The organism is Desulfobaculum sp. SPO524, from assembly GCF_044987625.1.
Lineage (GTDB): Bacteria > Desulfobacterota > Desulfovibrionia > Desulfovibrionales > Desulfovibrionaceae > Desulfobaculum.
The window spans coordinates 85,454-97,694 of the sequence record NZ_JBJDSB010000002.1 but is presented as its reverse complement, the minus strand read 5'-3'; the positions used below and the strand labels follow the sequence as shown (position 1 = coordinate 97,694).

Below are 12,241 nucleotides of genomic sequence, written 5' to 3'. Positions count from 1 at the left end.
TCCGCCAGAATCAACTCCATTCCGTTTGTAATAATTTCCCACTGCATCGATCAGCTCTGACTATCGAACACTCTATCCTACCCCGGTACAGGCTTTTGCATTTTCCCCCTATACTTTTACAAGTGAAAGACGTATATCTCCCCCTGCTCAAGGCGCGCATAATGCGCCACATCTACTAAACACCCGGTCCTGAGACCTTTTCCGCGCCGCAGGCACACCCGATGCAGCGCGTTTTTTCATGGAATCCACCAGAAGGCCGAACTGGAAGCACACGACGTTATGCCTAACCAACCCCTCACAAACACAGGGACACGCTCCAGACGGGACGACTACCTTGCCGTGTCGCCCCTGCTCATCTCCCCCGGCTGCATGGGGCGCTTTAGCGTCTATCTGCGGCAGGGCGATGGCTACGTCCTCTATGCCTCTGAAGAGGAATGCTTTACGGAGCGTCACAGACGCGCCCTGTACGAGCACGGCATCAAGGAAGTCTTTATCCGCTCCAGCGAGAGCGATTCGTACAAGGAATATGTTGAGGCCAACCTCGGCACCATCCTCATGAACGAAGACATCCCCCTGCCGGACCGCGCCAAGCTCTTCCACCACACGTCCGTCTCCATTGTGCGCGAAGCCTTTGACAACCGCCTGCCCGATACCTTGATCAAGCAGGACAGCTTCAACCGCATCATCGACTTTGTGAATCAGGGCGTGCAGTTCCTGACGCTGGAGAATTCCTTCAAGGCGGTAGCCCAGCTGGTGGAGCACGATTACAAAACCTACGCCCACTGCATGCACGTCTTTTTGTACTCCTCGGCCATTTTGCAGGCCTATGGACTGGACGAAGAGCACCTGGTGCAGTGCGGCCTTGGGGCCATGCTCCACGACATCGGCAAAACCCTCATCCCCGAGCGCATCCTCAACAAGCCCGGCGCGCTCAACCAGCAGGAACGCCGCATCGTCAACGAGCACCCCGTCAAGGGCATCGGGCTGTGCTCGCAGCTAGCCCTGTCGCAAACGGCGTACAACTGCATCCTCTTTCACCACGAGCGCATGGACGGCAGCGGCTATCCCTGCGGCTCCAAGGGTTTCGACATCCCGCTGGAAGCCCGCGCCATCGCCATTGCCGACGTGTACGACGCCCTCACCTCGGACCGCCCCTACGCCAAGGCCATGAATCCTTTTCAGGTGCTGCACCTTATGCGCAACCAAATGCAGGACGAAATCGATATGGACATGTACAAACGCTTTGTCCAAATCCTCTCCGGCGCGGAAATCATCTAGCGTCCGGCCCGGCCGTCCACGCATTATGCGTCCCGGCACGCCAAAACGCCCCCGCTCGCACAGTGCGAGCGGGGGCGTTTTGCTGGCGCAAACTGCCGCCCGGCGCTGCCGGACGGCGTGCAAATCTGCGCCACACTACACGGGAAAGTGCACCTCTATGGCGGTTCCGGCCTCCTGCCGCAAGTGCAGGGTGCCGCCCACCTGAGCCACCAAGCTGCGCACAAGCTCCAGCCCCAGCGACTCCGCCGTCTCCATGGTCACCCCCTCGGGCAGACCGACGCCATTGTCCGTGACAGCCAGCACATAGTCCGGCCCTTCGCGGCGGAAGCTGATCGTTATGCGCCCCTGCTCCCCCTGCCCAAAGGCATGGTGCATGGCGTTGGACGCCAGTTCATTGAGAATAAGGCCCATGGGCATCACCTTGTCCGGCTCAAGCTGGTGCGGCTCGCACTGGAAGGAAAAGTCGATGGCGTCCGCCTTGTCGCTGGCGCGCAGGAGGGAGCAGGCGATGCTCTCAAAATATTCGCCGCAGTCAATATGCTCCATGTTGTCCGAGGTATGGAGCTTTTCATGAATTTTCGCGATGGTCAGCACGCGGCTGCGCACGGCCTGAAGCGCGTCCGAACACTCCGGCGTAGCCGAATGCATGGCCTGCAAGGCAAGCAGGGCCGTAATCATGTTCAGATTGTTTTTGATGCGGTGGTGGATTTCCTTGATCTGAAGCCGCCGGTCCTCCGCCGTATGGCGCAGTCCGTCCATCATACCGTCCAGATTCCGCTCCACGGCCTTCTTTTCCAGAACAATCTCCACAGCGGCCTTGATTTGGTCGTTCTGGCTGGGCTTGAGGATATAGCCATAAGGCTGCACAGCCTTGGCGCGGGAGATGTGCTTGTCGTCGCCGTAGGCCGTCAACAGGATGACCGGGATGTCCATCTCACGCTGGATGACGCTGCACGCGGCAATGCCGTCCACATCGCCGGGCATGACGATGTCCATCAGCACCAAATCGGGCGACAGCTCCTGCGCCAGCTTGATGGCCTGCGCGCCGCTACCCGCCTTGCCCACCACATTATACCCAAGGGAACTGAGCATCTCTTCCATCTGCGTGATGATGACCGCCTCATCGTCTACAACCAGTATGGAATGGGCGTCCTCTGTCTGCGTATTCATGCTTCCCCTCCTTCGACGGGGTCACCAAAGGTAATGTCGATGACTGTTCCGCTGTCCGCCGTCACCTCAAGCTGTCCACCCAGCTGATATTCCACGATGTTTCGCATAAGGCGCAGGCCAAGGGAACTGGTGCGGTCAATATCCAGGTCGTCCGGAATGCCGGTGCCGTCGTCCCGCACACGGATGTGGACGCGGCCGCTTGGCGTGTATTCAATGGTCAGGTCCACGGCGCCACCCTCGGGACCGAAAGCGTGCTTGTAGGCGTTGGAAAGCGCCTCGCTCAGCACCAGACCGCACGGGATGGCAAGGTCCAGTTGCAGGTGGATGACGTCCTCCATATGAAAGCGCGGCTCCACGTTGCGGGCGTTGTACATTTGCCCAAGCTGCTGGGCCAGCACCTGCGCGTAGTCCGAAATGATAATGCTGTCGTAATTATCATAGCCGTACAGATGCATATGGATCATGGCCATGCTGTGAATTTTGGATTGCAGGTCCTTCATCACGGCGGAGGAGCGCTCGTCCTCGATATGGCGGCCAGCCATATCCAGCAGGCTGGAAATAATCTGTAGGTTGTTCTTCACGCGGTGGTGGATTTCGCGCAGCAGAAGCTCCTTGGTGCGCAGGGCCTCGCAGATGTTTTCCTCGTTGCGCTTTTGCTCGGTCACGTCCGAGGTCACCCCCGCCAGCATGGTGGGGCTCAGTTCATCCTGCACGGCAAAGGCGCGCTCGCGGAACCAGCGTGTGTTACCATCGCGGCACATGATGCGGTATTCCAGCTCCCATGCCTCGCGCCCGCTGTCGCGGTAGACCTCCAGCACGCGGTCCCTGTCGTCGGGGTGGATGGCGCTCAGGTGCCGCTCCCGCGTCTCCAGCGGCGACGAGCACGGCCCAACCCACCGCTGAAAGCCCGGACTATAGTACAGCACGTCGCCCTGCCCGGGTTCCGCCAGCCAAAACACATCCTCCACCGCATCGGCAATGAGGCGGAAGCGGGCCTCGCTTTCGCGCAGAGCGTTTTCCACCCGGCCACGGACAATGGCATTGCCAAGAATGTCCGCCGCCGCCATGAGCGCCTCCAGTTCCGAGGCGTACCACTCACGCCGGGCGCGGCATTCATCAAAGCCCACAAAGCCCCACAGCACGTCCCCGGCGAAGATGGGCACGATGGCAATGGACACAATGCCCTGAGGCTGCAGCACCGCGCGGTGGGCAGAGGGCAGGTCCGCGACGTTGCCGCGATAGACTTCGCGCCGCTCAAGGGTCTCGCGCACAAGGTGCAGGCCTTCCTCGTCATAGAGCAGGCATTGCAGGTGCGGGGTGTCAATTTGCGGTTCAACGCCCTCGCCGCACCACTCAAACTCCAGCCCCATGGCCAGCCCCTTGTCCGGGACCTCAAAATTGCGGAACACGTACACGCGGCTGACGTCCGCCGCGGTGCCAATGCGGCCCAGCACATCGGACATATGCCCGCGCCAGTCCGGGGAGTGCAGAAACCGCTCCGCCGCAAAGCCCACGGCCTCCAGCACGGCGTCGCGCCGGAGCACGGCCTTTTCCATTTCCTTGCGGCCGGAAATATCGCGCACCACGGAGAGGACAACCCGCTCCCCGCCAAGCAGGAAGGCATGGGAGCCGACTTCAAGGTCCAGCACCCGCCCGTCGTTGGCCGTAGCCCGCGTTTCCACGGGGTGGTCCAAGGCTCCGGCGGTGTCCAGCGGCCCCAAAATCTCCTGCGGCCGACGGGAAAGCAGCGCCTCTCGCGGCATACGGAACATGGTGCAGGCCTTTTCGTTGCAGTCCACAAAGCGCGTAGGATGCTCCCCATCCTCCCCGGTTCGCAGGAAGATGGCGTCGGATGCGTTGTGGAAGAGCATGCGGTACTTTTCCTCGTTTTCGCGCAGGGCCTGCTCGGCCTGCTTGCGCGCGGAGACGTCGAGGATAAGCGCGTTGATGAGCACCATCTGCCCGCTGGCGCTGCGCACGGGCGACGCGGTCACGCGCACCCAGCACACACTGCCGTCGCGCCGCAGATAGCGCTTTTCCACATCATAGTAGTCCAGCGCGCCGCAGATAATCTTTTCGTGCAGGTCACGGTTGCGTTCGCGGTCGAGGGGGTGCGTGATTTGGTCGAAGCGCACGCCCGTCAATTCATCCCGGCTATAGCCCGTAATTTCGCAATATCTGTCGTTGACCTTCAGGTACGCGCCGCTGATGTCGAGGTGCACCATGCCAACGGCCCCCTGATCAAAGGCCGCTCTGTAGCGGGCCTCGCTCTCGCGCAGCTGCATGGTGGACCGGAGCCGGTCCTCCTCCACACTGATGGCGGACGCCAGCACCCCGGTAAGCCACTCGTCCTCGTAGGTCGGCTCATAATCCGTGCAGTACACCGCGCACAGCGCGCCCACCGCCTGCCCCTGCAAAAACACGGGCATGCCAAGGTAGGTTTCAATGTCATAGCGCCGCACATTGGGGTCCGTCTCCGCATAGGGCGAATCCGCCAGATTGCGCAGCACCTGCAATTCGTCGATGCGTCCCGTGCCGATGATATCCGTGCAGATATGCCCCTTTGCCACATCCTCTGGGGGCATGGTTGACGGAGCGTTCCACCCGCCGCGGACGCACAGGCGCTCGCCGTGCAACCTGTTGTACACCGCGCACTCCGCGCCAAGCAGCGCCCCGCACAGTTCCACCACCAGATTGATGTTCTCGCGATGGTCACTGCCAAAGGACAGCAGCGCCGAGCTCAGCATGCTCAGCCGCTGTTTGGTCCGCAACTCGCGCGTTACGTCGGTGCACACGGCAAGGCAGGCACGGCGGCCTTTGTCAAAGTCAAAGGGGATAAACGAGCACTGCAGAATGCGCTCCGCGCCCTTGGCGTCGGTAAACGGCACCTCCTGCGCATACCGCGCCTCGCCCGTGACAAGGACCTTTCTGTCATAGGCCACGAACATGTCGCGCCCACCACTCTTCTTGGAGCAAAATTCGGTGTACGACGCCCCGACAAGCCGCTCCACCGTGGTCCCGCACGCCTCGGCCGTCGCCTTATTCGCCATAAGGTATCGGCCCTTGTAGTCGCGCGCAAAAATCATGTGCGGCACAAGGTCGATAATCTTGCGCAGGCGGCGCTCGGAGCATTCAAACGCCTCACGCGCGGCCACGGTCTCGCTGATGTCCGTATAGAAGCTGAGAACAGCGGGCTTGCCTTCCCAGTCGATGCACATAGGCGTAACCGACAGCCACAGCGCCTCTCGCGTGCGGGTCACCATGCGGAAGTCGTAGGTTTCCGGAGCCGGACGCCCAGCAAGGCGCTCGCGCTGGCAGGCAAAAACCTTCTCCCGGTCCGCCGGGTACACAAGCTCGGCCAGCGCCATGCCACGCAGTTCATCAAGGCTGTAGCCCGCCATTTCCTGCGCGCGGCGGTTGGCGTAGATGATGCGGTCCGTATCGATGACGGTGATGGCCTCGCGCGCGTTGTCCACCAGCAGGCGGTAACGCAATTCGCTTTCCTCGGCGGCTTTGCGGCTGGCGTCCATCTCGGTCATATCCTCAATGATGCCAATAATGTACCGCTCGCCGGTTTCCGGATCCTCGTAGGGAATTTTTTTGCTGCGCGTTTGACGGCTGGAGCCATCCCACGTGCGCGAACCACGGAAATACATGGGCGCGCCCGCCTGCCAGACAAGGTCGTCCTCGGCCCAATGGCGGTCGGCCTCCAGTTGGTCCAGCCGGTCATGGTCCGTCTGCCCGATAAATCCGCCCGGATCGCCCCCAAGGATGCTTGCCCCGGCGCGGTTCATATACACCCAGCGGTGCTCGCCATCCTTGACGAAGACCGGGGTGTCCAGCCCATCCACGACGGTTTCCAGTATGGCGAACTCCGGCGCTTTGCAGACATGCAGTCTGGATTCCAGCTCACGGACCTTGGCCCGCAAGGTAAGGAGTTCTTCTTGCATCTCAGCGCGTGTCTGCTCGTGTTCCATCTTCATCCATTATTCCGGTGGTGACGCGTTCCCAACTGCGCACGCCCTGCGGCGGCGCGAATACACAAACTTTTCAGGATTCAAGGTCCATAGCACACACCACATCACACTCACAAGCGCGGGCTGCCTGAGCCGCCCCATGTCCATGCCTCAGCAGGCCACTGGACGCCCCACGGGTGTTGTTGTATCCGTACCATGTACCGCGTGCCGCCTGCTTTTGGAGGGCTGCGCGCCGGGCACTGTACCCGCCACCACACGGGCACCCCCGCCCCAAGCTCGACAGTTTACCGCACCGCCACGGAGAAGACCGATGCCCAACCAGCATGACGATATGGACCAGCCCCGCAAGAGCAAATCGCAACTCAAACGCGAAATGCACGAACTGCAAGCCCTCGGCGAAAAGCTCTGCGCCCTGCCGCCGGACGTCATCAAACGTCTGGCCATCCCCGCAGAGCTCATTGACGCCGCGCTGGAGTCCAAGACCATCACCGCGCACGAAGGACGCCGCCGCCACATGCAGTACATGGGCCGCCTTGTCCGCAACACCAGCGACGTGAACACCCTACGCGCCGCCCTTGGCATCCTTGAAGCCGGCCATAAGGCCGACACCGCCGAATTCCACCGCATTGAGGAATGGCGCGACGCCCTCGTCGGCGGCGACTTGGACGTTCTGGAAGCCATCATCGAAGCCCACCCGGACGCCGACCGCCAGCGCCTGCGCCAACTTGCGCGCAACGCCGCCAAGGAAATCGCCAAAAACAAACCGCCCAAAAGCTCGCGCCAGCTGTTCCGCTACCTGCGCGAGCTGGAGCAAAGCTAGCGGCTCCTTTCCGCCAAACGCACAGCGCCCCGGTGTACCGAACGCACAGTCTGGTACACCGGGGCGCTTTATCTTTCATTACGCCACAAGAAGATGACTACTGACTTGTCTCCAGCAACTTCGCCATCAACTCATTCAGCTTTTCGGACAGGTTCGCCAGCTCCACAACGGCTTCGTTCGCCTTTTCCATTCCCTGCGCCGTCTCGCCAGCAATGCGGCTGATGTCCTCCACCGCGCGGCTAATCTGCTCGCTGGCGGCGGACTGTTGCTCCGTTGCCGTGGCAATGGACTGCACCTGCTCCGTGGTTGTTGCCACCATGCTGACTATTTCATTAAGCGCCTCGCCGGATTCATTCGCCAGCTTGGTTGCCTCCTCTACAGCCTCCGAGGCATTCTGCACGCTGGTTATGTTTCGACGTGCACCATCCTGAATAGAACTAATGGCTTCTCCAACCTCATGGGTGGCAGACATTGTCTTCTCGGCGAGCTTACGGACCTCATCAGCCACAACGGCAAAGCCACGGCCAGCCTCGCCCGCCCGGGCTGCCTCAATGGCGGCATTAAGGGCAAGCAAATTGGTCTGGTCCGCAATATCCGTGATGACGACCATCACCTTGCCAATGGCCTCAGCCTGCTCTCCAAGCGACGTCATCTCCTTGCGGAGCTCATCCGTCATGTTCGCCACACGTCCGTTGGCCTCCACAACCCGCTGCACAACGGATGCACCGTTCATAGCCTTTTCACGCGCCTGCCCCGCGCTTTCCGAACCAGAGCTCGAATTCATAGCAACCTCGGTCACGGTGGCGTTCATCTCGTCCATCGCCGTTGCGGTTTCGGAGCTTCGGGAACTTTGTATCTCGGCCCCCTGCAACACCTCCTCCACACGCTCCTGCAAATGCGCCGACGATTCAAGGACCTGCCCCGCAATGCTTGCGGCATCCTCCGCAACGGCAGACATAGTCTCCAGCAAACGTGAAATGCGTTGCTCATCCTGCCGGGTTCGTTCCAACGCCCGCTCAGCCTCTTCCTGAGCACGCTCCGCTTCCTCGCTTTTCTCTTCGGCTTCGCTCATCTTGGTTTTCAAATGCTCCACCATCCGCGTAATGGACCCTTGCATAGCCCCGAGTTCCGCGCCGTACTCCTCGTCTACAGTGGCGTCCAAATCGCCATCAGCAACCGTGCGTGCAAAAAGCCGTATTCCCAAAAGGGGCTGCACAATAACCCGGCGCTGCACAATCCACGACGCACACACAATGACAGCCAAAATCCCCAAGGTCCACATGGTGATGCTCAACCTTGCCCCAACCACGTCCGCGTGCACCTCTTCCAACGAACTAATAATCTGAAATGCACCATGGATTTCCCCTACCTTCCAGCCCTCCTTCACGCCGCCCACAACATCACGCGCGCCTTTGGGGTCGCCATGGCAGTGTAAACAATCCTTCGTCAGACGTATGGGCTTAAAATAGCGAATCTGCGTGGGCTCCCGCAGAACCAATTCATCAAGGTTCTCGGCCTTAAGCCGCCTGAGCACGTCCTCCTCCAGCGGCGTAGGAGTGTTTTTCGGATTTCGCGGCTTGACCTTGGGCACCCGAAAGTCATACCCCGCCTCATCCGCTTTGGCTTTGGCCATATTTATGGAAGTGATAATGGGCACGGCGTCCATAATATAGTCGTCTGGTATCTGCTCAAACGGGCGGATAACGCCACGCTTCAGCTTTTGGGACATTTCATCCCGTGCCGCTTCCGCCATAAGCACAATCGCCTTGCTCTTTTCCTCAATGCTTGCATGCGCGCCTTGTGTAATATCCCGGACATGCATCACAGCCATGACCAGAGCTACAACAAGAGGCCCGGCAACAACAGCCGCCAGCAATTTCCATTGAATACTCATATTCTTCAACATATCAGCCACCTCTCGCTGAAATGATGCCGCAGTTCACACCGGCCACTCCCCTCCACAGAATAATCTATACCACCCTGCCTTATTTTCAAACCTCAATGGCACAATCCGCCGCTGCGCCTGCCTGTTTCAGCACCAACGCACCACCAAAGTCCACAGGCAAAATTTTTCTATTGCTTTTCTTTTTTAAACGTGGAAAGGACAATCAAGGGTTTTGCGCGCGATGCCATTTCGGCTCCGTCGCACTCCATCACAAAAACCCTTTTGGAGATATGGAATGGGTTCCAATACCGTAGAAAAGAAGTTTGACGTCATCATCGTCGGCGGCGGCCCCGCTGGTCTGTTCGCCGCTTATTATCTGGCCGAGAATTCCGACCTCAAGGTGCTCATCCTTGAGAAAGGCAAACAGCCCCTCAAACGAAAGTGCCCCATCGGTCACGGCGAGGACTGTATTAAGTGCCGTCCCTGCAACATCCTCTCGGGCATGGGGGGAGCTGGCCTGTTCTCGGACGGCAAGCTCAACTACATTCCCATCCTCGGCAAAACGGACCTGACGCAGTTCATGCCCCTGAACCAAGCGCAGGCCCTCATCGACGAGACCGAAGAAATCTACAACGCCTACGGCATGGACGGAAAGGTCTACCCCACCGACATGCCCGCCGCGAAAGACATCCGCAAGCACGCCATGAAAAACGGCGTGGACCTCTTGCTCATCAAACAAAAACACCTTGGCTCCGATAACCTCCCCGGCCACATCAACGGCATGGTGGAAGATCTGGAGGCCAAAGGCGTCGTGGTGCGCACGTCCGAAGAAGTCAAAGACCTCATCGTTGACGGCGACCGCATCACCGGCGTTATGGGCAAAAGCGGCGCGTTCTACGCCCCCAACGTCATCCTCGCCCCCGGCCGCGTGGGCGCAGAATGGTGCGGACGACTCGTGCAGAGCCACGGCCTCGAAGTCAGCCAGCGCGGTATCGAAGTCGGCGTACGCGTGGAAGTGCACAACGAAATCATGCGCGACCTCTGCGACATCGTCTACGACCCCACCTTTTTCGTGCGCACTCAGAAGTACGACGACCAGACCCGTACCTTCTGCACCAACTACGGCGGCTTCGTCGCACTCGAAAACTATCAGGACTTCGTGTGCGTCAACGGCCACGCCAACATGGTGGAAAAGTCCGAAAACACCAACTTCGCCTTCCTGTCCAAAGTCGTGCTGACGGAACCCGTCACCGATAATCAGGCCTATGGCGAGTCCATCGGCAAGCTGGCCACCATCATCGGCGGCGGCAAGCCCATCCTCCAGCGCTTTGGCGACCTCAAACGCGGACGCCGCAGCACCTGGAACCGCATCAAGAACAGCCACGTCGAGCCGACCATGACCAACGTCACCCCCGGTGACATCGCCATGGCCCTGCCCGAACGTATCGTGACCAACCTCGTGGAAGGCCTCGAAAAGCTGAACCTCGTCGTCCCCGGCGTCGCCAACGACGAAACCCTCCTCTACGCGCCGGAGATCAAGTTCTTCGCCACGCAGGTGGAAACCTCCAACCAGCTGGAAACCAAAATCAAAGGCCTCTACGTCGCAGGCGATGGCCCCGGCGTGGCCGGCAACATCGTCTCCGCCAGCGCCACCGGCATCATCCCCGCCAAGGAAATTGTCCGGCGCGGCGGCAAAAACGACTAGCCACCAGCACGCTGGTACATACGCATAAGTACGGCCGGGTCCTCCCAAGAGGGCCCGGCCGTTTTCTGTTTCGCCCACGGCGGCAAGAGTTCAGAGGGCCTCCGGCGGGTTAAGGAAATAATTTCCTTAACAATCCTTAGGATTTTCGAGGCGGAAACCGCCCCGAAAATAGAGGGGGGGGGGGGAGCGGGATTCTCTTGCCTTATGCCTTTTCTTCTTCCGCAGGCCAGACAGGGATTCTCACCGCCCTTTCCCCCTCGCGCCAACGCCCCCCCAAAAACTCTCCCCTCCACACGGACGGGAGCCGCACAGGGGTGACGACAGTCCCATCCACACGCACCCGGCCTGTGCGCAAATGGGATTCCAAAGGGCCCACGGCCCTTTGGCCTGCGGAGCACACAAAACCCTGCGCCACCTCCCACCTCACGCCACTCGCCACACGCCCCACTCGCCTCCCACCTCACGCCACACGCTCCACTCGCCACACGTCTGCGCTCCTGTTGCCCCGCCGCGCGCATCCTGCTAGGCTCGTGGCGTTCCCGGGATAGGCTGGCGTGGTGTCTGAGGAGGGAGCCATGGTCATTTACGCGGGCGCGGTTTTGGTGGTTCTTCTTTTGGCGTGGCACTTTTATGTGCATGCCTTTTTGACGGAGACGCTGTTTTCGCGCATGCGGACGCCGCGGTTTATTTCGCGTATGCTGTCGCTTGTGTGCTTTGTCATTGCGCTTTTTATCCTGTGGACGATTGCCGGAGTCTCGGTACTGAGCTACCTTGCGGCCGTGCTTGGCACGACGACTCCGTAACTGTTGTGTGCCTGACGCTGAACTGCCACCGGCTTTTGCCGAAAGGAGCCATCCGCCCCGCCATGTCCCAATCCCGCACCATGCCTGCACCGGCACTGAAATCCCTTGTTGAATCGACAGAAGAGGCCAAGGAACTGGCCAAGGACGAAATCAAGGCGCTCCGCAAGGACCTGCTGGCGCTGGAACGGTTGCTGTCCAGCAAAAAGAAGGGACTGACCGACCCGGACGCGGTGTCGCTGCACGACATTGTCCACGGCGCGCTGGAAATCTTCCGCACGGCGTCGTTGGCGCTGGAGAACGAGCGCCTGATGGAGCAGATGCACGACGCGGTGGAACGCTCGCTGGCCGAGGACTTTTTGCAGTCGCACGGCGCAACGCTGCTGAAGGAGCCGGAGGGCTGGCACTGGATTTCGCCCAAGGGCGTGATGCACCACCTTGGACCGGGCGAAGAACCGGCCAAGGCTATGGCAAAGCTGAAACGCCACCTGCCGCGCACGCCAAAGACGCAGGCCGACGCGGCAATGGACGAAGAGCCCGCGCCGGAAGAGGCTCCTGCCGCTACGGAGCCGAAGAAGACGGCCAAGACAAAGGCGAAGAAATAGC

The 12,241-nt window shown here is 60.3% G+C and carries 8 protein-coding genes; 5 read left to right on the top strand and 3 right to left on the bottom strand.

Annotated elements, in window-relative coordinates:
- Positions 1-279: 279 nt before the first annotated feature.
- Entirely contained in the window at positions 280-1,278 is a 999-nt protein-coding gene (locus ACI3L3_RS06010) for an HD-GYP domain-containing protein (protein WP_404844210.1), read from the top strand.
- Between the two features lie 135 nt (positions 1,279-1,413).
- On the opposite strand, the gene ACI3L3_RS06005 is transcribed toward ACI3L3_RS06010, so the two are convergent.
- Both ACI3L3_RS06005 and ACI3L3_RS06000 read right to left on the bottom strand, forming a co-directional pair.
- The gene (locus tag ACI3L3_RS06005; protein WP_404844209.1) at positions 1,414-2,448 is read right to left on the bottom strand and encodes a sensor histidine kinase; all 1,035 of its coding nucleotides are present in this window, start codon (positions 2,446-2,448) and stop codon (positions 1,414-1,416) included.
- Positions 2,445-6,431: a PAS domain S-box protein gene (locus ACI3L3_RS06000; RefSeq protein WP_404844208.1), complete on the bottom strand. Its 3,987-nt coding sequence runs from the start codon at positions 6,429-6,431 to the stop codon at positions 2,445-2,447. Before ACI3L3_RS06000 ends, ACI3L3_RS06005 begins: the two co-directional genes overlap by 4 nt.
- Before the next feature lie 304 nt (positions 6,432-6,735).
- On the opposite strand from ACI3L3_RS06000, the gene yjgA reads away from it, so the two are divergent.
- A complete protein-coding gene (gene yjgA / locus ACI3L3_RS05995; RefSeq protein WP_404844207.1) occupies positions 6,736-7,245 on the top strand; it encodes a ribosome biogenesis factor YjgA in 510 nt (169 codons plus the stop codon).
- A 97-nt stretch (positions 7,246-7,342) separates the two neighbouring features.
- On the opposite strand, the gene ACI3L3_RS05990 is transcribed toward yjgA, so the two are convergent.
- The gene (locus ACI3L3_RS05990) at positions 7,343-9,151 is read right to left on the bottom strand and encodes a methyl-accepting chemotaxis protein (RefSeq protein ID WP_404844206.1); all 1,809 of its coding nucleotides are present in this window, start codon (positions 9,149-9,151) and stop codon (positions 7,343-7,345) included.
- Between the two features lie 274 nt (positions 9,152-9,425).
- Between ACI3L3_RS05990 and ACI3L3_RS05985 the strand changes: the two genes are divergently transcribed.
- From ACI3L3_RS05985 to ACI3L3_RS05975, 3 genes are all read left to right on the top strand, one after another.
- The gene (locus ACI3L3_RS05985; RefSeq protein WP_404844205.1) at positions 9,426-10,835 is read left to right on the top strand and encodes an NAD(P)/FAD-dependent oxidoreductase; all 1,410 of its coding nucleotides are present in this window, start codon (positions 9,426-9,428) and stop codon (positions 10,833-10,835) included.
- Between the two features lie 575 nt (positions 10,836-11,410).
- The gene (locus ACI3L3_RS05980) at positions 11,411-11,638 is read left to right on the top strand and encodes a hypothetical protein (protein WP_404844204.1); all 228 of its coding nucleotides are present in this window, start codon (positions 11,411-11,413) and stop codon (positions 11,636-11,638) included.
- Between the two features lie 62 nt (positions 11,639-11,700).
- A complete protein-coding gene (locus ACI3L3_RS05975; RefSeq protein ID WP_404844203.1) occupies positions 11,701-12,240 on the top strand; it encodes a hypothetical protein in 540 nt (179 codons plus the stop codon).
- Position 12,241: the final 1 nt, after the last annotated feature.

What these genes read in the sequence shown, in the direction of transcription:
- ACI3L3_RS05975 (WP_404844203.1), top strand. Translation starts at nt 11,701, where the DNA reads ATGTCCCAATCCCGCACCATGCCTGCACCGGCACTGAAATCCCTTGTT.
- ACI3L3_RS06000 (WP_404844208.1), bottom strand. Translation starts at nt 6,431, where the DNA reads ATGAAGATGGAACACGAGCAGACACGCGCTGAGATGCAAGAAGAACTC.
- ACI3L3_RS06010 (WP_404844210.1), top strand. Translation starts at nt 280, where the DNA reads ATGCCTAACCAACCCCTCACAAACACAGGGACACGCTCCAGACGGGAC.
- ACI3L3_RS05990 (WP_404844206.1), bottom strand. Translation starts at nt 9,151, where the DNA reads ATGTTGAAGAATATGAGTATTCAATGGAAATTGCTGGCGGCTGTTGTT.
- ACI3L3_RS05985 (WP_404844205.1), top strand. Translation starts at nt 9,426, where the DNA reads ATGGGTTCCAATACCGTAGAAAAGAAGTTTGACGTCATCATCGTCGGC.
- ACI3L3_RS06005 (WP_404844209.1), bottom strand. Translation starts at nt 2,448, where the DNA reads ATGAATACGCAGACAGAGGACGCCCATTCCATACTGGTTGTAGACGAT.
- ACI3L3_RS05980 (WP_404844204.1), top strand. Translation starts at nt 11,411, where the DNA reads ATGGTCATTTACGCGGGCGCGGTTTTGGTGGTTCTTCTTTTGGCGTGG.
- yjgA (WP_404844207.1), top strand. Translation starts at nt 6,736, where the DNA reads ATGCCCAACCAGCATGACGATATGGACCAGCCCCGCAAGAGCAAATCG.